This window comes from Cereibacter azotoformans, from assembly GCF_021391315.1.
Classification (GTDB): domain Bacteria; phylum Pseudomonadota; class Alphaproteobacteria; order Rhodobacterales; family Rhodobacteraceae; genus Cereibacter_A; species Cereibacter_A azotoformans.
In genome coordinates, this window is the sequence record NZ_CP090021.1 from 621082 (window position 1) to 646610 (window position 25529).

The window sequence follows — 25529 nt, forward strand, 5'->3', positions numbered from 1 at the left end:
GCTGGCTCACTCGTCCAGTTCGACCAGCAGATCCTTGGCCTCGATCTGCGCGCCCGTGCCGACATGAAGCGCCTTCACCGTGGCGGGCCGGTCGGCGTGGAGACCCGTCTCCATCTTCATCGCCTCGATCGTGAGCAGCAGGTCGCCCGGCTTCACCTTCTGGCCCACCGTGACGGCGACCGAGGCGACCGAGCCCGGCATCGGCGCGCCGACATGGGCGGGGTTGCCCTCCTGCGCCTTGGGCCGGGCCGCGGTCTTGGCCTTCACCGCCCTGTTCGGCACGCGGATCACCCGCGGCTGGCCGTTCAGTTCAAAGAACACCTTGGCGTCGCCCTCGTCCGAGGTCTCGCCCACCGCCGACAGCCGGATCTCCAGCGTCTTGCCCGGATCGATCTCGGCCGTGATCTCCTCGCCCGGCTCCATGCCGTAGAAGAAGGTTCGCGTGGGCAGCGTCCGCACCGGCCCGTAGATCTTGTGGCGGGCGCGGTAGTCGGTGAAGACCTTGGGGTACATCAGGTAGCCGTTCAGATCCTCGGAATCGACGGCCGAGTCGAGCGGATCCTCGGCGCCCTGCTTGATCTCGGACAGCAGCTTCGCGCGCGCCGCCTCGATATCGACCGGCGGAAGATGGGCCCCCGGACGCTCGGTCGAGGGGCGCTCGCCCTTCAGCACCTTCTTCAGGATCGGATCGGGCCAGCCGCCGTGGGGCTGGCCGAGGTTGCCCTTGAGCATGTCCACGACCGAGTCCGGGAAGCTGACCTCGACCGCCGGATCCTCGACCTGCGCGCGGCTCAGGCCCTGCGCCACCATCATCAGCGCCATGTCGCCCACCACCTTCGACGAGGGCGTGACCTTCACGATGTCGCCGAACATCCGGTTGGCGTCGGCATAGGCCTGCGCGACCTCGGGCCAGCGGTCCTCCAGCCCCATCGAGCGCGCCTGCGCCTTGAGGTTGGTGAACTGCCCGCCGGGCATCTCGTGCAGATAGACCTCGGAGGCGGGCGAGGGCAGGCCGGATTCGAAGGCGCAGTAATGCTGGCGCACATGGCCCCAGTAATCCGAGATCTCGCGGATCGACTCGATGTCGAGGCCGGTGTCGCGCTCGGTATGGCGCAGCGCCTCGACGATCGAGCCGAGGCAGGGCTGCGAGGTGCCGCCCGAAAAGGCGTCCATCGCCGCATCGACGGCATCCACGCCCGCGTCGCAGGCGGCCAGAACGGTCGCGCCGCCGATGCCGCTGGTGTCGTGGGTGTGGAAGTGGATCGGAAGGCCCACCTCCTCCTTCAGCGCGCGGATGAGAATGCGGGCCGAGGCGGGCTTCAGCAGCCCCGCCATGTCCTTCAGCCCCAGCACGTGCGCGCCCGCGGCGCGCAGTTCCTTGCCCATGCTGACATAGTAGTTGAGGTCATACTTGGCCCGGTCCGGGTCGAGCAGGTCGCCGGTGTAGCAGATCGTGCCCTCGCAGACCTTGTTGGCCGCGATCACCGCATCCATCGCGACGCGCATGTTCTCGACCCAGTTCAGGCTGTCGAAGACGCGGAACACGTCCACGCCGGTCTCGGCCGCCTGACGCACGAACTCCTGCACCACATTGTCGGGATAGTTGGTGTAGCCCACCCCGTTCGAGGCGCGCAGCAGCATCTGGGTCATCACGTTCGGCAGGCGCTTGCGGATGTCGCGCAGGCGCTGCCAGGGACATTCCTGCAGGAAGCGGTAGGCCACGTCGAAGGTCGCGCCGCCCCAGCATTCCACCGAAAAGAGCCCCGAAAGGTTCGCGGCATAGGCCGGCGTCACCTTGATCATGTCGATCGAGCGCATGCGGGTGGCCAGCAGGCTCTGGTGGCCGTCGCGCATCGTCGTGTCGGTCAGCAGCACGCGGGTCTGCGCGGCCATCCAGTCGGCCACGGCCTGCGGGCCCTTCTCCTCGAGCAGGTTGCGGGTCCCGGGCTGCGGCTTGCCCTTCGGCGCCGGGGGGCGGGGGTCCTTCAGCTCGACCGAAGGCCGGGCCCGGCCCGCCGTCTCGGGATGCCCGTTCACGGTGATATCGGCGATGTAGGTCAGGATCTTCGTCGCCCGGTCGCGCCGCGGCTTGAAGTTGAACAGGTCCGGCGTCGTGTCGATGAACTTGGTGGTGTAGCTGTAGTCGAGGAAGCTGGGATGCTTCAGCAGGTTCTCGACGAAGGCGATGTTGGTGGCCACGCCCCGGATGCGGAATTCGCGCAGCGCGCGGTCCATGCGGGCGATCGCCTTTTCCGGCGTCGGCGCCCAGGCCGTCACCTTCACCAGCAGCGAGTCGTAATAGCGGGTGATGACGCCGCCCGCGTAGGCCGTGCCACCGTCGAGCCGGATGCCCATGCCCGTGGCCGAGCGGTAGGCGGTCAGGCGGCCGTAATCGGGGATGAAATTGTTTTGCGGATCCTCGGTGGTGACGCGGCACTGCAGCGCATGGCCGGACAGGGTAACCGCCTCCTGGCTTGGGCATCCCGTGGCTTCGGCCAGCGTCGCGCCCTCGGCGACGCGGATCTGCGACTGGACGATGTCGATCCCCGTGACTTCCTCGGTGACGGTATGCTCGACCTGGACGCGCGGATTGACCTCGATGAAATAGAATTTCTCGGTGTCCATATCCATCAGGAACTCGACCGTTCCCGCGCATTCGTAATTCACATGGGCGCAGATCCGGCGGCCAAGCTCGCAGATCTCGGCGCGCTGATCGTCAGTAAGGTAAGGGGCCGGGGCGCGCTCTACCACCTTCTGGTTGCGGCGCTGCACCGTGCAATCGCGTTCATACAGGTGGTAGATCGAGCCATATTTGTCGCCGAGGATCTGCACCTCGACGTGGCGGGCGCGCAGGATCATCTTTTCCAGATAGCCCTCGCCGTTGCCGAAGGCGGCCTCGGCCTCGCGCCGGCCCTCGCGCACCTTGTCGGCCAGCTCGGCCTCGGAGTTGATCGGGCGCATCCCCCGCCCGCCGCCCCCCCACGAGGCCTTGAGCATCAGCGGATAGCCGATTTCGGCCGCCTGACGCCGGATCTCGTCCATGTCGTCGCCGAGCACCTCGGTCGCCGGGATCACCGGCACGCCCGCGGCCATCGCCACGCGCCGGGCGCTGGCCTTGTCGCCAAGCGCGCGCATGGTTTCGGCCTTCGGGCCGATGAAGACGATCCCCGCCTCGGTGCAGGCCTCGACGAAATCGGGATTTTCCGACAAGAGCCCGTAGCCCGGGTGGATCGCGTCGGCGCCCGACATCTTCGCCACGCGGATGATCTCGGGAATGCTGAGGTAGGCGCCGACCGGCGACAGCCCCTCGCCGATCCGGTAGGCTTCGTCGGCCTTGAAGCGATGGAGCGAGAGCTTGTCCTCTTCGGCATAGACGGCGACGGTCTTCTTGCCCATCTCGTTCGCCGCCCGCATCACCCGGATGGCGATCTCGCCGCGGTTGGCGATGAGGATCTTCTTGAACTCGGCCATGCGTTCACCTCCGGGCATCAGGCTGGTGCGCGAACTCTAGTGGTGCTGCGGTGCGGCGCAATAGCACACACGGACGTCTGGAAAGAAATTTTGACCGATCCGGGGGCGAAGGACGTGGTGTGGCGAACGATTGCAGAACACTTCTTTTACTCGGGGCAGAGGCAGGCTAGATTGCCTCCCATGAGCCAGTTCGATGAAAGCGAAGCCTTCGAGGCGGCCGTGCCGCTCAGCCGCCAGGCGATGGCGGCGCGCCCGCGTCCCTATCTCGAGGATCTCAATCCCGCGCAGCGCGAGGCTGTCCTGGCGCTGGACGGGCCGGTCCTGATGCTGGCCGGGGCGGGCACGGGCAAGACCAAGGCGCTGACGGCGCGGATCGTGCATCTTCTCGATTCGGGAAGGGCCCGGCCGAACGAGATTCTCGCCGTGACCTTCACCAACAAGGCCGCGCGCGAGATGAAGGACCGCGTGGCGCGCATGCTGGGGCAGGTCGAGGGGATGCCCTGGATGGGCACCTTCCACTCGATCAGCGTCAAGATCCTGCGCCGGCACGCCGAACTGGTGGGGCTGAAGTCGAACTTCACGATTCTCGACACCGATGATCAGCTGCGGCTGCTCAAGCAGCTGATCGTGGCCGCGAACATCGACGAGAAACGGTGGCCCGCGCGGATGCTGGCGGGCCTCATCGACCACTGGAAGAACCGGGCCTGGACGCCCGCCAAGGTGCCCGCTTCGGAGGCGTCGGCCTACAACAACCGCGGGACCGAGCTGTACGACCAGTATCAGACCCGCTTGCGCGAGTTGAACGCCACCGACTTCGGCGACCTCCTGCTGCATGTGCTGACGATCTTTCAGAATCACCCGGACGTGCTCGATCAGTATCGCCGGTGGCTGCGTTACATCCTCGTGGACGAGTATCAGGACACCAACGTCGCGCAATACATGTGGCTGCGGCTTCTGGCGCAGTCGCATCGCAACATCTGCTGCGTGGGCGACGACGATCAGTCGATCTACGGCTGGCGCGGCGCCGAGGTGGGCAACATCCTCCGGTTCGAGAAGGATTTTCCCGGCGCCCAGGTCATAAGGCTCGAGCAGAACTACCGCTCGACCCCGCATATCCTGGCCGCCGCCTCGGGCATCATCGCGGCCAACGCGGGCCGGCTCGGCAAGACCCTCTGGACCGAGCGCGAGGAGGGCGAGAAGGTCCGCCTGATCGGCCACTGGGACGGCGAGGAGGAAGCGCGCTGGATCGGCGACGAGGTCGAGAGCTTCCAGCGGGGCCGCGGCGGGCTCGGGCCCTTCCGGCTCGACGACATGGCGATCCTCGTCCGGGCCTCGCACCAGATGCGCGCCTTCGAGGATCGGTTCCTGACCATCGGCCTGCCCTACCGCGTGATCGGCGGGCCGCGCTTCTACGAGCGGCTCGAGATCCGGGACGCGATGGCCTACTTCCGCCTTGCGGTCTCGCCCGACGACGATCTGGCCTTCGAGCGGGTGGTGAACCAGCCCAAGCGCGGCCTGGGCGACAAGGCCCAGCAGGAGATCCAGCGCGAGGCGCGGGCGCACGGCACCTCGCTGCTTGACGGCGCGCGCAGCCTTCTGGCGCGCGGCGGCATCGGCGGGAAGGGCGCGGGGCAGCTCCGCGCCTTCGTGGCGGGGGTTGACCGCTGGCACGGGATCACGCTCGACCGCGACCATGACCACATCCGTCTGGCCGAGCAGATCCTCGATGAGTCGGGCTACACGGCGATGTGGCAGGCCGACAAGACGCCCGAGGCGCCGGGACGGCTGGAAAACCTCAAGGAACTGGTCAAGGCGCTGGAGCAGTTCGAGAACCTGCAGGGCTTTCTCGAGCATGTCGCGCTCATCATGGAGAACGAGACCGAGGAGGCGGCCGACAAGGTCACGATCATGACGCTTCACGCCGCCAAGGGGCTCGAGTTTCCGGTCGTGTTCCTGCCGGGGTGGGAGGACGGGCTGTTCCCCTCGCAACGCTCGATGGACGAGAGCGGCCTGCGCGGTCTCGAGGAGGAACGCCGGCTGGCCTATGTCGGCATCACCCGCGCCGAGCAGCTCTGCACCATTTCCTTTGCCGCCAACCGCCGGGTCTATGGCCAGTGGCAGAGCCAGCTGCCCTCGCGCTTCATTGACGAGCTGCCCTCGGCCCATGTCGAGGTGCTGACGCCGCCCGGCCTCTATGGCGGGGGCTATGGCGCGGCGGGCATGGCTTCGTCGCTGGAAAGCCGTGCGGTGCGGGCGGATGTCTATGCCTCTCCGGGCTGGAAGCGGATGCAGGATCGCGCGACGAGCCGGCCCATGGCCCAGCCGCGCGAATCCCGCCATGTGACCATCGACCTCGAGGCGGTCTCGGCCTTCTCCGAGGGCGATCGTGTCTTCCACCAGAAGTTCGGCTATGGACTCGTGCAAGGCATCGAGGGCGACAAGCTCGACGTCGATTTCGAGAAGGCGGGGCCGAAGAAGATCGTGGCGCGCTTTGTCGTGGCCGCTCATCAGGCGGATGACATCCCGTTCTGAGGCTCAGGCCCGGCGCGCTGCCCGCTCCATCGCGTGAACGGCCAGCCCGGCCGCAAGGCCCCAGAAGGCGCCGCCGATCCCCAGGATCGCCACGCCCGATCCGGTGACCGCCAGCGTGACCACGGCCGCGAATCGTTGATCGGGCACGGCGAAGGCCGCCGTCAGCGCCCCGGTCAGCGGGCCGAGCAGCGCGAGCCCGACCAGCGCCGCGACCAGTGCGGGCGGCAGGGCCGCGATGCAGGCGAGGATCGCCGGACCAAAGAGACCAAGCGCCACCCAGACACCGGCATAGACAAGGCCCACGATCCAGCGGCGGCCGCGATCCGGGTGCACCTCATCGCCCAGGCAGATCGCCGCGGTGATCGCGGCCATCGAGATCGTATGGCCGCCGAAGGGCGCGATCAGGGCCGAAAGCCCGCCCGTCACCGTCAGGGCGCTGCGCACCGGCGGCTCGTAGCCCGCGGCGCGCAGCACCGCAAAGCCCGGCAGGTTCTGCGAGGCCATCGTCACGAAATAGAGCGGCAGGCCAAGCCCGATCAGGGCCGCCGCATCGAACTCGGGCGCGATGAGGGCCAGCGTGGGCAAGGCGAGGGGGATCGCGGGCAGCGCGGCCTCTCCGGCAAAGGCCAGCGCGCTGCCGCCCGCAAGCGCGGCCAGCACCGCAAAGGCCGGGTTCCAGAGCCGCACGAGCGCGAAGACCGCGACCGCCGGCAGCACCAGCAGCGGAAGCGCCTCGGCCGCGCCAGCCAGCTTGAGGCAGAAGGGCAGCAGCACGCCCGCCAGCATTCCGGCCGCGATCCCGTCGGGGATCAGCGCCACCGCCCGGCCGAGCGGGCGGAGCGCCCCGGTCAGCGCGATCAGCCCGCCGGCCAGAACGAAGGCGCCCACGGCCTCGGCCATCGTGACCCCTTCGCTCGCGGCGACCAGCGCCGCTCCGGGCGTGGACCAGGCCAGCACCACCGGAACCCGGCTCTGCCAGCTCAGGAACGCGCTGCCCATGGCCTTGCCAAGGCAGAGGGCCAGCACCCAGCTTGCCGTCTGCGCCTCGCTTGCGCCGACCGCCGCGGCGGCGGCCAGCACCAGCGCGATGGTCGAGCCATAGCCGACCAGCGCGGCCACCACGGCCGCCGAAAGAAGTGAAAGCCGCATGCTGAGCCCCCGCGAACGGCCGCGACTATGCCGAGTGTGTCGCCGGCTGCAAGCCGGAAGCTGCATGGGGGCAAAGACAAACGGCGGCGCCTTTGGGGAAAGGCACCGCCGCTCGAACAGGGCCGGCGAGGGAACGTCCGGCCCGAAAAGGGTGCGGCGGCTCCAGGGAGGAGGAGGGGAGCCGCCGCCTGGTCATCGGCGCCGCGGGAGGAGGTGCAGCGCCGAAGCCCGGTGGGACGGGGCCAGGGCCCGATCCCGAAAAGGGTGCGGCGGCTCCAGGGAGGAGGAGGGGAGCCGCCGCCTGGTCATCGGCACCGCGGGAGGAGGTGCAGTGCCGAAGCCCGGTGGGCAGGGGGCGCAAGGCCCGATGCCCGTATCTGGTGCAGCGACCCCAGGGAGGAGGAGGGGGTCGCTGCGGTTGCGATCGGCCCAGGGAGGAGGAGGGGCCTTTCGAACGTCGGTGAAGCTTGCGCTTCGGAATAAAGGACGGCGACACCAGGGAGGAGGAGAGGCGTCGCCGCTGCTGCTACAGGTCCCGGGAGGAGGTGGGACCTCGCAGGAAACTCAGTTGCCGTAGGCGGCTTCCATCGCGACGCGGGTGATCATCGAGCGATGGATGCCGAGGTCGGCCAGTTCACGGGTCGTCAAACCGTTCAGCTCGCGCACCGTCTGCCGGTAGATCCGGCGCCGCGCGAGGGCAAGTTTCACCGAAGCCACCAGGGCCGAGACACGGTCGCCCAGACCGTGGTGCCCGATACGGGTGGTGTTAGCGTAAGCCATTTCATGTGCCTCAGGTTCGTCGATAGTGCGCGGACCGGTTCCGATCGTGACGATGCCGTCGCGCTGTTAGGGCAAACATGAGGCATTTGCTGCATCTGCACAATGCATCGCGTCGGCAATGCTGCCATGCGGCGTCTGCATGGCTTCACGAGCGTGTTTCCGGCGCCCCTGCAGGCGGTTCGCCTGTTTTGCAAGCGAAATCGGGAGCCGGGCTTGTCCTTTGCGGCAGGTCCTGCAAGGTAGGTCCGCCTGCATCTGAAGGAGAAGGCCATGCCGGTTGCTCGCGACTCCATTCTCGCGGTCCTCGACCGCATCCCGCTGCCGGACGGGGGCACGCTCGTTTCGAGAGATTTGATTCGCGCGCTCTCGGTCGAGGCGGGGCGGGTGCGCTTCGTGATCGAGGCGCCCAGCGCCGAGGCCGCCCGCGCGCTCGAACCCGCGCGACTCGAGGCCGAACGGGCGCTGCGCGCCTTGCCGGGCGTGTCGGACGTGCAGGCGGTGATGACGGCGCACGGTCCGGCGGCGCCCGCGCCCTCGCTCAAGATCGGCCAGCATCCTTCGCCGCAGGCGGCGGGGCCGCAGCGGATCGCGGGCATCGACCGGATCATCGCGATAGGTTCCGGCAAGGGCGGCGTGGGCAAGTCCACCGTCTCGTCGAACCTTGCGGTGGCGCTTGCGCGGCAGGGGCGCCGGGTGGGGCTGCTTGACGCCGACATCTACGGGCCCTCGCAGGCGCGCATGATGGGGGTGAATCGCCGCCCGGCCTCGCCCGACGGCAAGACGATCCTGCCGCCCCAGGCGCATGGCGTCACGATGATGTCGCTCGGCCTCATGCTGAAGGAGGATGAGGCGGTGATCTGGCGGGGCCCCATGCTGATGGGCGCGCTCCAGCAGCTTCTGGGGCAGGTGGCCTGGGGCGAGCTGGACGTGCTGATCGTGGACCTGCCGCCCGGCACCGGCGACGTGCAGCTCACGCTCTGCCAGCGCACGCAGCTCACGGGTGCGATCGTCGTCTCGACCCCGCAGGATGTGGCGCTGCTTGATGCGCGCAAGGCCCTCGACATGTTCCGCAAGCTGAAGACGCCGGTCCTCGGGCTGATCGAGAACATGTCCACCTATGTCTGCCCGAACTGCGGTCACGAGGCGCATATCTTCGGCCATGGCGGCGTGGCCGACGAGGCGCGGCGACTTGAGGTGCCGTTCCTGGGCGAGTTGCCCCTCGATCTCTCGGTCCGGCTGGCCGGGGACGAGGGTCGCCCCGTCGCGGCCGGAGACGGGCCCATCGCCGAGGCTTATGCGGCGCTCGCCCGGCGCCTTGTCGAAGGCGGAATGGCCTGAGAGGCCGGGCGCCGCCACATCCGGCGGCCCGGCGCCCGCTCCGTTCCGGGAAACCATGGGAGCGGCTCGGGCGCGCGGCGCGCAGATGGGAAAGCATGGGATGCGAGGTGGCGGCGCCAAATCCCGGACTGCATCCTCAAGGCCACAGCCGGCGCGGAAAGCGACCCGATGCGGCACCGCAAGGCTGGCAACTGCTCGCAAAGCCGTGAACAGAGGTGTCAGGCGCCGATGCCGACGAATCAAGGTTCGTCACAAAGGCGCGATTCGGGCGGCTTTCGCCTGCACGGGCTCGCCAAATTTTCCCGCCCTGTGACAAAATGGCTTCATCCTGCCGATCCTTCGGGAAAACGTGGGACGGTCGGTTGTTAACTTCTCGCACCATATTTCGGAGGAACTGCGTACGCCTTCCCGATATGTTGGGTTGCGCGGCACGCAAGGCTGCCCTGTTAGCCATTGCACGACAGGCCGGATACCGCCTGCCGCGCACCTTCCGCCGCAACAGCCCATTGCGTCCCATAAAATCCCATGGCATCCCTAGTTCACGAGATGAGAACGGGACAGTGAACAGGGGCGACAGACCCCGAACAGGCGAAAAGCAGGCTTCATACAGGCACCCGCTTTCATCCAACGACAGATCCGGCGCGCATGCGAGCAGACATCCCCCCAGGTGTGTGTGCGCAGTTGGACACCCAGCGATGGGACAGGCACGGCGGATCGGGCAGTGGCAGCCGCTCGATCCGCCGCTTTCGTTTCCGGTCCGGGCGATGCGCCCGCCGGTGCGGGACAGGGCAGTGAAGGAGCCGAAAGGCCGTGGCGGAGGCGTTCAGAGGCGAATACAACCAGAAGGTTGACGCCAAGGCGCGGGTGTCGATCCCGGCCCCCTTCCGTCGTGTGATCGAGGCCGGCGATCCCAAATATTCCGGCGGCCGGGCCAGCTTCGTCCTCGTCTATGGCGGGGACCGCTCCTATGTCGAATGCTACACCATGACCGAGATGGACCGGATCGAGGAACGGATCCGCGCGCTCCCCATGGGCACGCCTAGGCGCCGCTATCTGGAGCGCAACATGATCACCCTCGCGCTCAACATGGAGCTGGACGAGGATGGCCGGATCGTGCTGCCCCCCAAGGGCCGCGAGAAGCTCGGCATCACGCCCGACGAGCTCAAGGGCGGCACCGAGGCGACCTTTGCCGGCACGCTCAACAAGTTCCAGATCTGGAAGGCCGACACCTACGCCGCCGAGCTGGCCGCCGAAGAGGAGGTGATCCTGCCTCCGGGCGCCGACATGCTCTCGCTGCTCGAAGAGACGGGGCTCTGAGTCATGGCCGCGGCCGAGACCGGGCGCCGGCCCCACATCCCGGTGCTGCTGCGCCCGCTGCTGGCGGCGGTGGCGCCCGTGTCGGGCGTCTGGCTCGACGGCACCTTCGGCGCGGGCGGCTATGCGCGCGGGCTCCTCGAGGCGGGGGCGGACCGGGTGATCGGCGTGGACCGCGACCCGCTCGCGCTCGAGATGGCGCAGGACTGGGCCGGCGCCTACGGCGACCGGCTGCGGCTGGTCGCCGGCACCTTCTCGCAGCTTGACGTCCACGCGGGCGAGCCGCTCGACGGGGTGGTGCTGGATCTCGGCGTCTCGTCGATGCAGCTGGATCAGGCCGATCGCGGCTTCTCGTTCCAGAAGGACGGGCCTCTGGACATGCGCATGAGCCAGCAGGGCGAAAGCGCGGCCGATCTGGTCAACGAGGCCTCCGAGGAGACGCTGGCCGACATCCTCTATCACTATGGCGAGGAGCGCGCCTCGCGCCGCATCGCCCGCGCCATCGTCGAGGCGCGCGCGGCCGGCCCGATCACCCGCACCCTGCACCTGGCGCAAATCGTGGCCCGCTGCCTGCCGCGGCCCAAGCCCGGCCAGATACATCCGGCCACCCGCAGCTTCCAGGCGATCCGAATCGCCGTGAACGCCGAGTTTTCCGAGCTGGTCGAAGGGCTCGAGGCCGCCGAACGCGCGCTGAAGCCCGGCGGGCGCCTGGCCGTGGTCACCTTCCACAGCCTTGAGGACCGGATCGTGAAACGGTTCCTCCAGCTCCGGTCGGGCGGCGAGGGGCAGGGCAACCGCTACGCGCCCGAGACCCGCGCGGAAGCCGCGCGCTTCACCCTGCCGCTGCGCCGTGCGATCAGCCCCGACGAGGCGGAACTCGCCGACAACCCCCGCGCCCGGTCGGCGCGGCTGCGCGTGGGCGTGCGCACCGATGCCCCCGCCGGCCCGGTCGATCCGCAGGCGCTCGGAATGCCGCTCATCCCGAAGAAAGGACGTCGCTGAATGCGCCCCGTGCTCTATGTCCTCACCTTCCTCGCCGTGATGAGCCTGGCCTTCTGGGCTTACCGCGAGAACTACGCCACGCAGCAGGCGCTCAAGGATGTGTCGTCGCTCAACCGCGAGATCGCGAGCCTGCGCGAGGCGCTGTCGGTGCAGCGCGCGGAATGGGCCTATCTCAACCGCCCGGACCGGCTGCGCGAACTGGCCGCGCTGAACTTCGACCGGCTCGGCCTCTTGCCGCTCGAGGCGGCGCAGTTCGGGACGCCCGCCCAGGTGTCCTATCCGCCTGACCCGCTTCAGGTGCTCGAGCCGCAGGACCTGCGGCCGGGCGACATTTCGGGCGAAGTGGGAGAGCCGCTGTGATCCGCACGCCGCTCCGTCCGCTGGCCCGCATCCTCGAAGCCCGCGCCAAGGGCGAGAATCCCGATTCGATCGAGCGCGAGAACCGCCGCCTCCGCCATGAGGCGATGCGCGACAAGGCCCGCAACCGCGCCGAGGGCCGGCTGCTGCTTCTCGGCCTCAGCTTCTTCCTCGCCTTTTCGGTGATCGGCGCCCGCATGGGCCTTCTGGCCTCGACCCAGCCGATGGAGCCGCGCGCCGCGGCCACGGGGGCCGAGATCCTGAACCAGCGCGGCGACATCACCGATCGCGCGGGCCGCATCCTCGCCACGAACCTGCTGACCCATTCGCTCTACGCCCATCCGCACGACATGGTCGATCCGGTGCGCGTCGCCCGTGAACTGGCCGGGATCTTCCCCGAGCTGAAGGAAGAGGATCTGGTCAAGCGGTTCACCGACGGCCGGCGCTTCCTGTGGATCCGCAAGAAGCTCTCGCCCGAGCAGATGCAGCAGGTGCATGACATCGGCGATCCGGGCCTGCTGTTCGGCCCGCGCGAGATGCGGCTTTATCCCAACGGTCGGCTGGCCGCCCATGTGCTGGGCGGTGCAAGCTTCGGCGCCGAGGGCGTCCATTCGGCCGAAGTGATCGGCACGGCGGGCATCGAGAAGGCGCTCGACGCGCGCCTCCGGGATCCGGCCATGGCCGGCGAGCCGCTGGCCCTCTCGATCGACCTGACCATTCAGGCGGCCATCACCGAGGTTCTCGGCGCCGGCAAGACGATGATGAACGCCAAGGGCGCCGCGGCCATCCTGATGGAGGCCCGGAGCGGCGAGATCCTGGCCATGGCCTCGCTGCCGGACTTTGATCCCAACGACCGTCCCGCGCCGCTGGTCGAGAAGACCGCCGATCCCGGCGACAGCCCGCTCTTCAACCGGGCGGTGCAGGGCGTGTACGAGCTGGGCTCGACCTTCAAGATCTTCACCGTGGCGCAGGCGATGGAGCTGGGGCTCGTGAACGCCCAGACGCTGGTTGATGCCAACGCGCCGATGCGCTGGGGCCGCTTCCTGATCAAGGAGTTCCGCAACCACAACTACGGCCCGCTCCTCACCGCGACCGATGTCATCGTCAAGAGCTCGAACGTCGGAACGGCGCGTCTCGCGCTGCAGATCGGCGGGCTGCGTCAGCAGGCCTTCCTCAAGTCGCTGGGCTTCTTCGATCCGACCCCGGTCGAACTGATCGAGGCGCCCTACGCCCGCCCGCTGGTGCCGGCCAAGTGGCCCGAGATCACCACGATCACCACCTCCTACGGTCACGGCCTCGCGGCCAGCCCGATGCATCTCGCCGCCGCCTATGGCGCGATCGCGAACGGCGGGATCATGGTCCGGCCCACCCTCGTCCACCAGGAGAACCGCCCGCAGGGCGAGCGCGCGATGCGCCCCGAGGTCGCGCGCGACTCGCTGTCGATGCTGCGCCAGGTGGTGACGCGCGGGACCGCCTCCTACGGCGACGTGGTGGGCTACGAGGTGGCCGGCAAGACCGGCACCGCCGACAAGCCGAACCCGCGCGGCGGCTATCACCACGACAAGGTCGTGAACACCTTCGCCGCGATCTTCCCCGCGTCCGACCCGCAATATGTGCTGATCGTGACGCTCGATGAGCCGGTCGAGACCTCCGGCCCCCAGCCGCGCCGGACGGCCGGCTACACCGCGGTTCCCGTCGCGGCCGAGATCATCCGCCGCACGGCGCCCCTCCTCGGCCTGCGACCCAAGGTTGAAGCTCCTGCCGTGGATCGGGTAACAGCGGTCCGCAACTGACAGGGAGACCGCGGCAGATGGCGGATCGCGAAGCAACACTCTCGGCGCTCGGGCTGACGCCCGTGGGCGGCCGCGGGGCCGAGATCACCGTCCGGGGGCTGGCGGTTGACAGCCGGCACCTTCGCCCCGGCTTCCTCTTCGCGGCGCTGCCCGGATCCTGCAGCCATGGCGCGAGTTTCGTGCCGGCCGCCCTCGCCGCGGGCGCGCGCGCGATCCTCACCGACGCCGCGGGCGCCGCCCTCGCGCGCGAGGCGCTCCAGGGCTCGACGGCCGCGCTGATCGTGGCCGAGGATCCCCGTCAGGCCCTCGCCGGCGCGGCCGCGCTCTGGTTCGGGCGCCAGCCGGCCACCATGGTCGCGGTGACGGGCACCAACGGCAAGACCTCGGTCGCGACCTTCACCCGCCAGATCTGGGCGGCGCTCGGCCATGCGGCGATCAACATCGGCACGACCGGCGTCGAAGGCGCCTTTGCCGCCCCCTCCGCCCACACCACGCCCGAGCCGATCACGCTTCACCGCCTGCTCGCGGACGCGGCCGAGGCGGGCGTCACCCATGCCGCGATGGAGGCCTCGTCCCACGGGCTCGAGCAGCGCCGCCTCGACGGGGTGCATCTGGCCGCCGCGGGCTTCACCAACTTCACCCAGGACCATCTCGACTATCACGAGACCTTCGAGGCCTATTTCGCCGCCAAGGCGGGCCTCTTCACCCGCGTCCTGCCCGACGAAGGCACCACGGTCGTCAACCTCGACGACCCCAGGGGCCCCGAGATAGCCGCCCTCGCGCGCGACCGCGGTCAGAAGGTGATCGGCACCGGCTTTCACCCCGAGGCCGACCTCCGCCTCCTGTCGCAGCGGTTCGACGCCACCGGCCAGGACCTGCGCTTCTCCTGGCAGGGCACGCCGCACCTGACCCGCCTGCCGCTGATCGGCGGCTTCCAGGCCTGGAACGTGGCCGTGGCTGCCGGTCTCGCAATAGGCGCCGGCGACGCGCCCGAGCGGGTCTTCGCCACCTTCCCGCAGCTTCAGGGCGTGCGCGGCCGGATGCAGCTGGCCGCCACCCGGCAGAACGGCGCCTCGGTCTTCGTCGATTACGCCCACACGCCCGACGCGCTCGCGACCGCCCTCAAGGCGCTGCGCCCGCATGTGATGGGCCGCATCATCGTGGTCTTCGGCGCCGGCGGCGACCGCGACCGCGGCAAGCGCCCGCTGATGGGCCGCGCCGCGGCCGACCATGCCGACGTGCTCTATGTCACCGACGACAACCCCCGCACCGAGGATCCCGCCGCGATCCGCCGCGCCATCCTCGAGGCCTGCCCCGACGCACACGAGGTCGGCGACCGGGCCGAGGCCATCCTGCGCGGCGTCGATGCGCTGACGCCGGGCGATGCGCTGCTCATCGCCGGCAAGGGCCACGAAGCCGGCCAGATCGTCGGCACCGACATCTTCCCCTTTGACGACGCCGAACAGGCGAGCATCGCCACCGCGGCGCTGGACGGGCTGATATGAGCCTGTCCCCCCGTCTTCATTCTGGCAGAAATATCCCGGGGGGCGCGGGGGGCTGGCCCCCCGTCTCCGCCGGCAACAGGGCCTGACGCCATGACCCCCCTCTGGACCTCCGACGAGGCCTCGGCCGCCACGGGCGGCCGCGCCACCCGCGCCTTCTCCGCGACCGGCGTCTCGATCGACAGCCGCACGCTCCGCCCCGGCGACCTCTTCGTGGCGCTCAAGGACCAGCGCGACGGCCACGCGTTCGTGGCCCAGGCGCTGGCCAACGGGGCCGCCGCGGCCCTCGTCTCGCGCATCCCCGACGGCCTGACCGACGGCGCGCCGCTCCTCCTCGTTCCTGACGTTCTCGAAGCGCTCGCAGCCCTCGGCCGCGTGGCCCGTGCGCGATCCCGCGCCCGCGTGATCGGCGTGACGGGCTCGGTCGGCAAGACCTCGACCAAGGAGATGCTTCGCGCGGCGCTGCGCGGGCAGGGCACGGTCCATGCCGCCGAGGCCTCCTACAACAACCACTGGGGCGTGCCGCTCACGCTCGCCCGGATGCCGGCCGACGTGGATTTCGCCGTGATCGAGATCGGCATGAACCACCCCGGCGAGATCGCGCCGCTCGCGCGCCTGGCCCGCCCGCATCTGGCGCTCATCACCACGGTCGCCCCCGCCCATCTCGAGGCGTTCGACAGCATCACGGCCATCGCCGAAGAGAAGGCCGCGATCCTCGAGGGGCTCGAGCCCGGCGGTCTCGCGATCCTGCCCGCCGATCTCGAGGTGACGCCGGTCCTCGCGGCGCGGGCCTTGGCGCTCGGTGTGCCGGCCATGACCTTCGGCCAGTCCGGCGCGGCCGACTGGCGCCTCTCCGACATCCAGATCACGCCCGAGGCCACGATCGCCCGCGCCAGTCACGCCGACCAGACCTTCCTCTTCAAGGTGCTGACGCCGGGGCGGCACTTCGCGGCCAATGCGCTCGCGGTGCTGGCCGCCGCCGAGGCGCTCGGCCTCGATCTCACCATCACGGCGTGCGATCTCGGGCTCTGGTCGCCGCCCGCCGGCCGCGGCACGCGCGAGCGCATCGCCCTCGATCCGGTGGACGGGGCGGGCTTCGACCTAATCGACGATGCCTTCAACGCCAACCCGGCCTCGGTCGCGGCCAGTCTCGAGCTGCTGGCCGCGATGGCGCCGACCGACGGTGTGGGGCGCATCTCGACCGGCCGCCGCATCGCGATCCTCGGCGACATGCTCGAACTCGGCCCGACGGAGGCTGCGCTTCACCGCGCCATCGCCGACCATCCCGCTCTGGCCGGCATCGCGCTTGTCCATTGCGTCGGGCCGCGGATGCGGGCCCTGCACGAGGCGCTGCCCCGCCGCCAGCGCGGCGAGTGGGTCGAGACGGCGGCCGAGCTGGTGCCGAGGGCGCGGCTGCTGGTCGATGCCGGCGACATCGTGCTGGTGAAGGGCTCGAAGGGGATCAAGGTCAGCCTGGTGGTTGACGCGCTCCGCAAACTGGGTCAGTCCGGCCCATCCAGGACCCGAGGGGCCGAGTAGATGCTGTACTCCCTGACCGCCTTTTCCGACGGCGGCGACATTTTCAACCTGTTCCGCTACCTGACCTTCCGGGCGGGAGCGGCCTTCTTCACCGCCCTGATCTTCGGCTTCCTCTTCGGCCGTCCGCTGATCGACTTCCTGCGCCGCAAGCAGGGCAAGGGCCAGCCGATCCGCGACGACGGGCCGGCCACCCATTTCGCCAAGGCCGGCACGCCCACCATGGGGGGGCTGCTGATCCTCTCGTCGCTGGTGGTCTCGACCCTTCTGTGGGCGCGGCTCGACAACCCGTACGTCTGGATCGTGCTGCTGGTGACGGTGGCCTTCGGGCTGATCGGCTTTGCCGACGACTATGCCAAGGTCAAGAAGCAGAACACCAAGGGCGTTTCGGGACGGGTGCGCTTCCTGATCGGCCTCGTGATCGCGGCGCTCGCCGCCACGGCCGCCGCCTGGTCGCATCCGCCGGACCTGACGCTTCAGCTCGCCATGCCCTTCTTCAAGGATGCGCTGGTCAATCTCGGCTGGTTCTTCGTGCCCTTCGCCATGGTGGTGATCGTGGGCGCGGCCAATGCGGTGAACCTGACCGACGGGCTCGACGGGCTGGCCATCATGCCGGTGATGATCGCGGGCACCACGCTTGGCGTGATCGCCTATGTCGTCGGCAACTTCAACCTGACCGACTATCTCGGCGTCCATTTCGTGCCCGGCACCGGGGAGCTGCTGATCTTCACCTCGGCGCTTGTGGGCGGGGGGCTGGGCTTCCTGTGGTACAATGCCCCTCCGGCCGCGGTCTTCATGGGGGATACGGGTTCGCTTGCGCTCGGCGGCGCGCTGGGTGCGATCGCGGTCTGCACCAAGCACGAGATCGTGCTGGCGATCGTGGGCGGCCTCTTCGTGACCGAGGCGCTCTCGGTGATCATCCAGGTGCTCTATTTCAAGCGCACCGGGCGGCGGGTGTTCCTGATGGCGCCGATCCACCACCATTTCGAGAAGAAGGGCTGGGCCGAGCCGCAGATCGTGATCCGCTTCTGGATCATCTCGCTGATCCTCGCCCTGATCGGCCTCTCGACGCTCAAGCTGCGCTGAGGGGTACGCCTTCTCAGACCTTTCGCGCCCGGCCCCGCCGGGCGCTTCGGCATTCGGGAACAAGCCCGCCCCGCCGCCCGTTTTCCCTCCCGCAACACGAGGAGAACGACATGGCAAAGGCGCCGCACGAGAGTCCCGAGGAAGGCGACCCGAAGGATCCCTACGCCACCGGCGACGCGGTGCGGCCCGGCTCGGCCATCATGGCCGACCGCGAGTCCGAACCCGAGCGCGACATCGAGGATACCGGCCGGACCGACGCCTCGGGCTACGACGTGGAGCCGCCGCCGGATGCCGTCACCCGGCACAGCCACGACATCGGCCTGTCGGACGAGGATGCCGCGCACCAGGGCTGGCGCGAGTTCGACAGCACCACGGAATGGGAGGGCGACGAGCCCTATCCGGCCGAGCCCGCGACCGAGGATGAGGAGGCCGCCGAGGAAGAGGCGCTGGAAGACGAGGATCTGTCGGACGACACCGGCGAAGAGGCCCCTGTCGCCGATCTGGCCGAGGCGGTGACGGCGGTGCTTGAGGACGATCCCGAGATCGACGTGACCGATCTCTCGGTCGAGGTGCGCGGGGACACGGTCATCCTGCGCGGCAGTGCGGGCAGCGCCGAGGATCGCGAGCGCGCGGCCGGGCGGGCGGCGCGCGTGCCGGGCGTGCGCTCGGTGGACAACGAACTCTCCGTCTGACCTTCCTGCGGACAGAGCCGGCCGGGGGACGGAGAGGGCGGCGCCTTGCACCTCTCCGCATCCGGCTTCATTCTCCGGCCTGACCTGCAGAAGGATGCGCCAGAATGATTCCCGTCCGTGGCCTCGAGGGCCGAAAGGTGGCCGTGCTGGGCCTCGGCCGCTCGGGCCTTGCCACCGCCCGTGCGCTGCAAGCCGGGGGCGCCGAACCGCTCCTCTGGGACGACAGTCCCGAGGCGCGGACCAATGCGGAGGGGCAGGGCTTCGCGGTGACGGATCTCACGCGCGAGCGGGCCTTCGAGGATGTGGCGCTGCTTGTGACCAGCCCCGGCATCCCGCATCTCTATCCGGCGCCGAACCCGGTGATCGCCCGCGCGATGGCTGCGGGCGTGCCGGTGGACAATGACATCGGCCTCTTCTTCCGCAGCTTTGCCACGCGCGACTGGGACGCGTTCGACCAGATGCCGCGTGTGGTCTGCGTCACCGGCTCGAACGGCAAGTCCACCACGACCGCGCTGATCCATCACATCCTCGCCGAGAGCGGTCGGCCCACCCAGATGGCGGGCAACATCGGCCGGGGTGTCCTCGATCTCGACCCGGCCCGCGACGGCGAGGTGGTGGTGCTGGAACTCTCCTCCTACCAGACCGATCTGGCGCGCGCGCTGACGCCGGATGTGGCGGTCCTCACCAACCTCTCGCCCGACCATCTGGACCGCCACGGCGGGATGGGCGGCTATTTCGCGGCCAAGCGCCGGCTTTTTGCCGAAGGGGGGCCAGACCGCGCCGTGATCGGCGTGGACGAGCCCGAGGGCCTCTATCTCGCGGGGCAGCTTTCGGTGGCGCCCGAGGACGACCGGGTGATCCGCATCTCGGCCGGCCAGAAGCTCGAGCGGTTCGGCTGGGCGGTCTTTGCCCGCAAGGGCTTTCTGGCGGAATGGCGCAAGGGGCGGCAGATGGCCTCGATCGACCTGCGCGCCATGCCGGGCCTGCCCGGTGCTCACAATCACCAGAACGCCTGTGCCGCCTACGCCGCCTGCCGGACGCTGGGGCTCGCGCCGCGCCAGATCGAGGAGGCGCTCGGCTCGTTCAAGGGGCTCCCGCACCGGAGCCAGCTGGTCGGCGAGCGAAACGGCGTGCGCTTCGTGAACGATTCCAAGGCCACCAACGTGGACAGCGCGGCCAAGGCGCTGCAGGCCTTTCCGAAGATCCGCTGGATCGCGGGGGGGCTGGGCAAGGATGGCGGGATCGCGGCGCTGCGTCCGCATCTCGACGCGGTGGTGAAGGCCTATCTCATCGGCCATTCGGCACGGGACTTCGCGCTTCAGATGGGGGCCACGGACCACGAGATCTGCGAGACGATGGACCGGGCGGTCGTCCGCGCGGCCGAGGAGGCGCAGCCGGGAGAGGTGGTTCTGCTGGCCCCGGCCGCCGCGAGCTTCGACCAGTACCCGAACTTCGAGAAGCGCGGCGAGGATTTCATGGAGCGGGTGAAGGCGCTTCTTTGACAGGGGAGGGGATCATGGAAGGCGGATGCACCTGCGGCGAGGTCCGCTACCGGCTGACGGAGCGCCCTCTGTTCGTCCATTGCTGCCACTGTCGCTGGTGCCAGCGCGAGACCGGCAGCGCCTTTGCGCTGAACGCGCTGATCGAGACCGAGCGCGTCAGCCTCCTGCGGGGCGCGCCCGAGATGGGGACGTTACCCTCGGCCTCGGGCCAGGGGCAGGAGGTGGCGCGCTGCCCGTCCTGCCAGACCGCGCTCTGGAGCCACTACGGCGGGACAGGGCGGCTGATGGCTTTCGTGCGGGTGGGCGCCCTCGACGCGCCCGAACTCTGCCCGCCCGACATCCACATCTACACCTCGACGCGGCTGCCCTGGGTCGTCCTCGACGACCGCGTGCCGGCGATGGAGGGCTACTACCGGCGCAGCGCCCACTGGCCCGCCGAGAGCCTCGCCCGGTTCGAGGCGATCAAGGCGCGCCTCGCGGCATCGGGTTGAGCGGCGCGACCCCGGCGGAGACCGCCTTTCCGCTGGCCTTGAACGGAAGATTTGGCTACAGTTTTCACCAGACCCGGAAAACGGGCGGACGAGGCAGTGCAGGCGGATTTTTCCCATGACTGAGATGGTCTATGGCTCCATGCCCGTGCGGGCGACCGAGCCGGTTCTTCCCCGTTGGTGGCGCACGATCGACAAGTGGTCGCTTACGTCGATTCTGGTGCTGTTCGGGATCGGGCTGCTGCTCGGCCTGGCGGCCTCGGTTCCGCTGGCCACGCGCAACGGGCTCGATCCGTTCTACTATGTGCAGCGGCAGGCCTTCTTCGGCGGCATGGCCATCCTGGCGATGTTCGCCGTCTCGATGATGTCGCCCGACATGGTGCGCCGGCTGGGCGTGGTGGGATTTGCGGGCGCCTTTCTTGCGCTGCTGCTGCTGCCCTTCTTCGGAACCGACTTCGGCAAGGGCGCGGTGCGCTGGTTCTCGTTCGGCTTCGCCTCGGTGCAGCCGTCCGAGTTCCTCAAGCCCGGCTTCGTGATCCTCGGCGCCTGGCTGATGGCCGCGAGCCAGGAGCTGAACGGCCCGCCGGGCAAGAGCTTTTCCTTCGCGCTGACGACGGTGATCGTGCTGCTCCTGGCCATGCAGCCCGACTTTGGTCAGGCGGCGCTGGTCCTCTTCAGCTGGAGCGTGATGTATTTCGTGGCCGGCGCGCCCATGACGCTGATCGCGATCATCATGGGGCTGGTGGGTGCGGGCGCCTTCTTCGCCTACAACTCGTCCGAGCATTTCGCGCGCCGGATTGACGGCTTCCTGACACCCGAGGTCGATCCGCGCACCCAGCTCGGCTATGCGACGAACGCCATCCAGGAGGGCGGCTTCTTCGGCGTGGGCGTGGGCGAGGGGCAGGTGAAATGGTCGCTGCCCGACGCGCACACCGACTTCATCATCGCGGTCGCGGCCGAGGAATACGGCCTGATCCTCGTGCTCTGCATAATCGCGCTCTACGGCACCGTCACGGTGCGCAGCCTGTTCCGCCTGATGCGCGAGCGCGACCCCTTCATCCGGCTGGCGGGCACCGGGCTTGCCTGCATCTTCGGCGTGCAGGCCATGATCAACATGGGCGTGGCGGTGCGTCTGTTGCCCGCCAAGGGCATGACGCTGCCCTTCGTCAGCTACGGCGGCTCGTCGGTGATCGCGGCGGGCGTCACGGTGGGGATGCTGCTCGCCATGACGCGGACCCGGCCGCAGGGCGAGATCGGCGACATCCTCTTCAAGCGGGGGCGGTGACATGGGCCAGCCGCTCCTCCTGATAGCGGCGGGAGGGACGGGGGGGCACATGTTCCCTGCTCAGGCCCTGGCCGAGGCGATGGTCCGCCGCGGCTGGCGCGTGAAGCTGTCCACCGACGCGCGCGGCGCCCGCTATGCCGGGGGCTTTCCCCATGTGGTCGAGATCGACCAGGTCAGTTCGGCCACCTTCGCGCGCGGCGGCGCGCTGGCCCGGGCGCTGGTGCCGGCCCGCATCGCGGCAGGCGTCGCCTCGGCCGTCGTGGGCTTCCTGCGCGACCGGCCCGCGGTGGTGGTGGGCTTCGGCGGCTATCCGTCGATCCCCGCGCTGTCGGCGGCCGTCGCACTCCGCCTGCCGCGGATGATCCATGAACAGAACGGGGTGCTGGGCCGGGTGAACCGGCTCTTTGCGCCGCGGGTGGATGCGGTCTGCTGCGGCACCTGGCCCACCGATCTGCCCGAGGGGGTCGAGGGCTATTACACCGGCAATCCCGTGCGCGCCGCAGTGCTCGAGCGGGCGGCGGCCCCCTACATCGCGCCCGGCGACTATCCGATGAGCCTCGTCGTCATCGGCGGCAGCCAAGGGGCGCGCATCCTGTCGGACGTGGTGCCCGAGGCCATCGCGCGCCTGCCGCGCGAGATCCTCGCCAATCTCCGCATTGCCCATCAGGCCCGCGAGGAGGATGTCGCCCGCGTGACCGAAGCCTACGACCGGGCCGGGCTTCTGGCCGAGGTGAAGACCTTCTTCACCGACATCCCGCGCCGCCTGTCCGAGGCGCAGCTGGTGATCTCGCGCTCGGGCGCCTCGTCGGTGGCCGACATCTCGATCATCGGCCGGCCCGCGATCCTCGTGCCCTTCGCGGCGGCCACCGCCGACCACCAGACCGCGAACGCGCGCGGCCTCGTCGAGGCCGAGGCCGCGATCCTCATCCCGGAATCGGCGCTTGACCCCGGCTCGCTCTCGGAGCACATCGCCGCGGTGCTGTCGCAGCCCGAGGCGGCCCGGCAGATGGCGCGCAATGCGCTGGCCCACGGCCGCCCCGATGCCACCGAGCGTCTGGTCGAGGTGGTGGAGCATCTGGCAAGGAAAGAGACATGAACGCCGCAACCAAGCTGCCGGGGGAACTCGGCCCCATCCATTTCGTCGGCATCGGCGGCATCGGCATGTCGGGGATCGCCGAGGTGCTGATGACGCTCGGCTACCGCGTGCAGGGCTCGGACGCCAAGGCCTCGAAGATCACCGACCGGCTGGTGTCGCTGGGCGCCACCTTCTTCGAGGGCCAGCGCGCCCAGAATCTGGGCGACGCCGGGGTGGTGGTGATCTCGTCCGCGATCAAGAAGGGCAACCCCGAGCTTGAGGAGGCCCGCCGCCGCGGCCTGCCCGTAGTGCGCCGCGCCGAGATGCTGGCGGAACTGATGCGCCTGCGCTCGAACATCGCGATCGCGGGCACCCACGGCAAGACCACGACGACGACGATGGTGGCGACGCTTCTGGACAAGGGCGGCTTTGATCCCACCGTCATCAACGGCGGCGTGATCCACGCCTACGGCTCGAACGCGCGCGCGGGCGCCGGCGAATGGATGGTGGTCGAGGCCGACGAATCGGACGGCTCGTTCAACCGCCTGCCCGCCACCATCGCCATCGTGACCAACATCGACCCCGAGCATATGGAGCACTGGGGCTCGTTCGACGCGCTGCGCAAGGGCTTTTACGACTTCGTCACCAACATCCCCTTCTACGGCCTCGCCGTCTGCTGCACCGATCACCCCGAGGTGCAGGCGCTGGTCGGCCGTGTGACCGACCGGCGGATCGTGACCTTCGGCTTCAACGCGCAGGCCGATGTGCGGGCGATCAACCTGCGCTACGAGAACGGCACCGCGCATTTCGACGTGGCGCTGCAGGGCGAAGGCGAGGGGCACCTCATTGAGGGCATGACGCTGCCGATGCCGGGCGACCACAATGTCTCGAACGCGCTGGCGGCGGTGGCCGTGGCGCGGCACCTCGGGATGAAGAAGGACGAGATCCGCGAGGCGCTGGCGGCCTTTGGCGGCGTCAACCGGCGCTTCACCAAGGTGGGCGAGGTGGGCGGCGTGACCATCATCGACGATTACGGCCACCATCCGGTCGAGATCGCCGCCGTTCTCCGGGCGGCGCGGCAGGCGGTGAAGGGGCGGGTGATCGCGGTGCACCAGCCGCACCGCTACAGCCGGCTCCACACGCTGTTCGACGACTTCTGCACCTGCTTCAACGAGGCCGACGTGGTGGCCATCGCCGAGGTCTATGCCGCGGGCGAGACACCGATCGCCGGGGCGAGCCGGGACGATCTGGTGGCGGGGCTGATCGCCCACGGCCATCGCCACGCACGCGCCATCCTGTGCGAGGACGATCTCGAGCGTCTGGTGCGCGAGCAGGCCCGGCCGGGCGACATGGTCGTGTGCCTCGGGGCGGGCACGATCTCGGTCTGGGCCAACAACCTGCCCGCACGGCTGATGGGGAGGGCGGCGTGAGCCGCCGGTGATGATGGGCGCGCCGCTTATCCTGTCGGGACTCTGGGTGGTGGCCGCGCTGGCGGCGGCGCACCTGCCCGTGCGCCTGCACCGGACCGGACTTTCCCTGCTTGTGGCGGTGGGCATCCCGCTTCTCGGCTGGGTGACCTACCGGCATGGGCCCGTTTTGGGAATGCTGGCGCTGATCCTGGGCGCGGCCAGCCTCTACTGGCCGGTGGGCCGGTTCCTGATCCGCCTGCGTCGTCGCCCGCCGGAGCATGCCGAATGATGCCACCCGTCCGCGGCACCCTCACCGAGGGGCGCCCGCTTGCCGATCTGACATGGCTTCGCGTCGGCGGGCCGGCCGACTGGCTGTTTCAGCCGGCCGATGAAGAGGATCTGGCCGGCTTCCTCGCGGCGCTCGATCCGGCGGTGCCGGTCTTTCCGATGGGGGTGGGCTCGAACCTCATCGTCCGCGACGGGGGGCTGCGCGCGGTGGTGATCCGCTTGGGCCGCGGTTTCAACGGCATCCGGGTCGAGGGCGAGCGCGTGATCTCGGGAGCGGCCGCGCTCGATGCCCATGTGGCGCGCCGTGCGGCCGAGGCGGGGCGCGACCTCACCTTCCTGCGCACGATTCCCGGCACGATCGGCGGGGCGGTGCGGATGAACGCGGGCTGCTACGGCAGCTATGTCGCCGACCATCTGATCGAAGTGCAGGCCATCACGCGCGAGGGCAGGGCGGTGACGCTGCCGGCCGCCGATCTGGGCCTTGCCTACCGCCAGAGCCGGCTGCCCGAGGGCTGGGTGCTGGTCGAGGCCACCTTCCGGGCCGACGCCGGCGATCCGGCCGCTCTGGCCCGCCGCATGGACGAGCAGATCGCGCGGCGTGATTCGAGCCAGCCCACGCGGGAGCGGAGCGCGGGCTCCACCTTCCGCAATCCGGCGGGATTCTCCTCCACGGGCCGCGCCGACGACACGCATGAGTTGAAGGCCTGGAAGCTGATCGACGAGGCCGGGATGCGCGGGGCGCGCCGCGGTGGCGCGCAGATGAGCGAGATGCACTCGAACTTCCTGATCAACACGGGCGGCGCCACGGCGGCCGATCTCGAAGGTTTGGGAGAGGAAGTGATAAAAAGGGTTTTCCAAAGCTCGGGAATAGAGCTACAGTGGGAAATCATGCGGGTCGGCGAAGAGCCCGTTAACAAACAATAATAACGC

General features: G+C 69.4%; 20 protein-coding genes. 17 read left to right on the forward strand and 3 right to left on the reverse strand.

All coding sequences use genetic code 11. The features are described 5' to 3' along the window. Positions 1-6: 6 nt before the first annotated feature. Positions 7-3471: a pyruvate carboxylase gene (locus LV780_RS03110; RefSeq protein WP_101340541.1), complete on the reverse strand. Its 3465-nt coding sequence runs from the start codon at positions 3469-3471 to the stop codon at positions 7-9. Positions 3472-3651: 180 nt separating this feature from the next. Here LV780_RS03110 and LV780_RS03115 point away from each other — a divergent pair, with 180 nt between their 5' ends. Beyond that, positions 3652-6003, forward strand: a complete 2352-nt coding sequence (locus LV780_RS03115; protein WP_101340542.1) for an ATP-dependent helicase — start codon at positions 3652-3654, stop codon at positions 6001-6003. A 3-nt stretch (positions 6004-6006) separates the two neighbouring features. On the opposite strand, the gene LV780_RS03120 is transcribed toward LV780_RS03115, so the two are convergent. Together LV780_RS03120 and LV780_RS03125 are read right to left on the reverse strand one after the other, a co-directional pair. After that, the gene (locus LV780_RS03120; protein WP_108221058.1) at positions 6007-7152 is read right to left on the reverse strand and encodes a benzoate/H(+) symporter BenE family transporter; all 1146 of its coding nucleotides are present in this window, start codon (positions 7150-7152) and stop codon (positions 6007-6009) included. Positions 7153-7716: 564 nt separating this feature from the next. Beyond that, a complete protein-coding gene (locus LV780_RS03125; protein WP_011907733.1) occupies positions 7717-7932 on the reverse strand; it encodes a DUF1127 domain-containing protein in 216 nt (71 codons plus the stop codon). A 270-nt stretch (positions 7933-8202) separates the two neighbouring features. Here LV780_RS03125 and LV780_RS03130 point away from each other — a divergent pair, with 270 nt between their 5' ends. From LV780_RS03130 to murB, 16 genes are all read left to right on the forward strand, one after another. Further along, entirely contained in the window at positions 8203-9270 is a 1068-nt protein-coding gene (locus LV780_RS03130; RefSeq protein ID WP_101340545.1) for an Mrp/NBP35 family ATP-binding protein, read from the forward strand. An 810-nt stretch (positions 9271-10080) separates the two neighbouring features. Further along, on the forward strand, positions 10081-10587 hold the full coding sequence (gene mraZ / locus LV780_RS03135) for a division/cell wall cluster transcriptional repressor MraZ (RefSeq protein ID WP_011907735.1): 507 nt from the start codon (positions 10081-10083) through the stop codon (positions 10585-10587). 3 nt (positions 10588-10590) lie between these two features. Beyond that, positions 10591-11586: a 16S rRNA (cytosine(1402)-N(4))-methyltransferase RsmH gene (rsmH, locus tag LV780_RS03140; protein ID WP_108221057.1), complete on the forward strand. Its 996-nt coding sequence runs from the start codon at positions 10591-10593 to the stop codon at positions 11584-11586. Then, positions 11587-11946: a cell division protein FtsL gene (gene ftsL, locus LV780_RS03145; RefSeq protein WP_011907737.1), complete on the forward strand. Its 360-nt coding sequence runs from the start codon at positions 11587-11589 to the stop codon at positions 11944-11946. After that, the gene (locus LV780_RS03150; RefSeq protein ID WP_108221056.1) at positions 11943-13736 is read left to right on the forward strand and encodes a peptidoglycan D,D-transpeptidase FtsI family protein; all 1794 of its coding nucleotides are present in this window, start codon (positions 11943-11945) and stop codon (positions 13734-13736) included. The genes ftsL and LV780_RS03150 overlap by 4 nt, the downstream gene beginning before the upstream one ends. A 17-nt stretch (positions 13737-13753) precedes the next feature. Then, positions 13754-15241, forward strand: a complete 1488-nt coding sequence (locus LV780_RS03155; protein ID WP_108221055.1) for a UDP-N-acetylmuramoyl-L-alanyl-D-glutamate--2,6-diaminopimelate ligase — start codon at positions 13754-13756, stop codon at positions 15239-15241. Between the two features lie 90 nt (positions 15242-15331). Then, positions 15332-16777, forward strand: a complete 1446-nt coding sequence (locus LV780_RS03160) for a UDP-N-acetylmuramoyl-tripeptide--D-alanyl-D-alanine ligase (protein WP_108221054.1) — start codon at positions 15332-15334, stop codon at positions 16775-16777. Next, complete coding sequence (gene mraY, locus LV780_RS03165) at positions 16778-17860, forward strand: phospho-N-acetylmuramoyl-pentapeptide-transferase (protein ID WP_108221053.1); 1083 nt, start codon at positions 16778-16780, stop codon at positions 17858-17860. A 110-nt stretch (positions 17861-17970) separates the two neighbouring features. Then, the gene (locus LV780_RS03170; protein WP_108221052.1) at positions 17971-18552 is read left to right on the forward strand and encodes a BON domain-containing protein; all 582 of its coding nucleotides are present in this window, start codon (positions 17971-17973) and stop codon (positions 18550-18552) included. 104 nt (positions 18553-18656) lie between these two features. After that, on the forward strand, positions 18657-20054 hold the full coding sequence (murD, locus tag LV780_RS03175) for a UDP-N-acetylmuramoyl-L-alanine--D-glutamate ligase (protein ID WP_108221051.1): 1398 nt from the start codon (positions 18657-18659) through the stop codon (positions 20052-20054). A 14-nt stretch (positions 20055-20068) separates the two neighbouring features. Next, positions 20069-20545 carry a GFA family protein gene (locus LV780_RS03180; RefSeq protein WP_108221050.1) on the forward strand — a complete coding sequence of 159 codons (477 nt, stop codon included), beginning with the start codon at positions 20069-20071 and terminating at the stop codon, positions 20543-20545. 115 nt (positions 20546-20660) lie between these two features. Continuing rightward, positions 20661-21827 carry a putative lipid II flippase FtsW gene (ftsW, locus tag LV780_RS03185; protein ID WP_011907745.1) on the forward strand — a complete coding sequence of 389 codons (1167 nt, stop codon included), beginning with the start codon at positions 20661-20663 and terminating at the stop codon, positions 21825-21827. Position 21828: 1 nt separating this feature from the next. Continuing rightward, positions 21829-22923 carry a UDP-N-acetylglucosamine--N-acetylmuramyl-(pentapeptide) pyrophosphoryl-undecaprenol N-acetylglucosamine transferase gene (locus tag LV780_RS03190; RefSeq protein WP_101341164.1) on the forward strand — a complete coding sequence of 365 codons (1095 nt, stop codon included), beginning with the start codon at positions 21829-21831 and terminating at the stop codon, positions 22921-22923. Beyond that, positions 22920-24332 (forward strand): UDP-N-acetylmuramate--L-alanine ligase, encoded by a 1413-nt coding sequence (gene murC, locus LV780_RS03195; protein WP_011907747.1) that lies wholly within the window; start codon positions 22920-22922, stop codon positions 24330-24332. The genes LV780_RS03190 and murC overlap by 4 nt, the downstream gene beginning before the upstream one ends. Positions 24333-24345: 13 nt before the next feature. Then, the gene (locus LV780_RS03200) at positions 24346-24600 is read left to right on the forward strand and encodes a DUF2484 family protein (protein WP_044248568.1); all 255 of its coding nucleotides are present in this window, start codon (positions 24346-24348) and stop codon (positions 24598-24600) included. After that, entirely contained in the window at positions 24597-25523 is a 927-nt protein-coding gene (gene murB, locus LV780_RS03205; protein WP_108221049.1) for a UDP-N-acetylmuramate dehydrogenase, read from the forward strand. Before LV780_RS03200 ends, murB begins: the two co-directional genes overlap by 4 nt. Positions 25524-25529 lie beyond the last annotated feature (6 nt).

Bases quoted from the DNA above. Each gene is read 5' to 3' on its own strand.
- mraY (WP_108221053.1), top strand. From the start codon at position 16,778: ATGCTGTACTCCCTGACCGCCTTTTCCGACGGCGGCGACATTTTCAAC.
- LV780_RS03180 (WP_108221050.1), top strand. From the start codon at position 20,069: ATGGAAGGCGGATGCACCTGCGGCGAGGTCCGCTACCGGCTGACGGAG.
- LV780_RS03115 (WP_101340542.1), top strand. From the start codon at position 3,652: ATGAGCCAGTTCGATGAAAGCGAAGCCTTCGAGGCGGCCGTGCCGCTC.
- ftsW (WP_011907745.1), top strand. From the start codon at position 20,661: ATGACTGAGATGGTCTATGGCTCCATGCCCGTGCGGGCGACCGAGCCG.
- murD (WP_108221051.1), top strand. From the start codon at position 18,657: ATGATTCCCGTCCGTGGCCTCGAGGGCCGAAAGGTGGCCGTGCTGGGC.
- LV780_RS03110 (WP_101340541.1), bottom strand. From the start codon at position 3,471: ATGGCCGAGTTCAAGAAGATCCTCATCGCCAACCGCGGCGAGATCGCC.
- LV780_RS03155 (WP_108221055.1), top strand. From the start codon at position 13,754: ATGGCGGATCGCGAAGCAACACTCTCGGCGCTCGGGCTGACGCCCGTG.
- LV780_RS03130 (WP_101340545.1), top strand. From the start codon at position 8,203: ATGCCGGTTGCTCGCGACTCCATTCTCGCGGTCCTCGACCGCATCCCG.
- ftsL (WP_011907737.1), top strand. From the start codon at position 11,587: ATGCGCCCCGTGCTCTATGTCCTCACCTTCCTCGCCGTGATGAGCCTG.
- LV780_RS03120 (WP_108221058.1), bottom strand. From the start codon at position 7,152: ATGCGGCTTTCACTTCTTTCGGCGGCCGTGGTGGCCGCGCTGGTCGGC.
- LV780_RS03170 (WP_108221052.1), top strand. From the start codon at position 17,971: ATGGCAAAGGCGCCGCACGAGAGTCCCGAGGAAGGCGACCCGAAGGAT.
- LV780_RS03200 (WP_044248568.1), top strand. From the start codon at position 24,346: ATGGGCGCGCCGCTTATCCTGTCGGGACTCTGGGTGGTGGCCGCGCTG.
- murC (WP_011907747.1), top strand. From the start codon at position 22,920: ATGAACGCCGCAACCAAGCTGCCGGGGGAACTCGGCCCCATCCATTTC.
- murB (WP_108221049.1), top strand. From the start codon at position 24,597: ATGATGCCACCCGTCCGCGGCACCCTCACCGAGGGGCGCCCGCTTGCC.
- LV780_RS03160 (WP_108221054.1), top strand. From the start codon at position 15,332: ATGACCCCCCTCTGGACCTCCGACGAGGCCTCGGCCGCCACGGGCGGC.
- LV780_RS03190 (WP_101341164.1), top strand. From the start codon at position 21,829: ATGGGCCAGCCGCTCCTCCTGATAGCGGCGGGAGGGACGGGGGGGCAC.
- LV780_RS03125 (WP_011907733.1), bottom strand. From the start codon at position 7,932: ATGGCTTACGCTAACACCACCCGTATCGGGCACCACGGTCTGGGCGAC.
- rsmH (WP_108221057.1), top strand. From the start codon at position 10,591: ATGGCCGCGGCCGAGACCGGGCGCCGGCCCCACATCCCGGTGCTGCTG.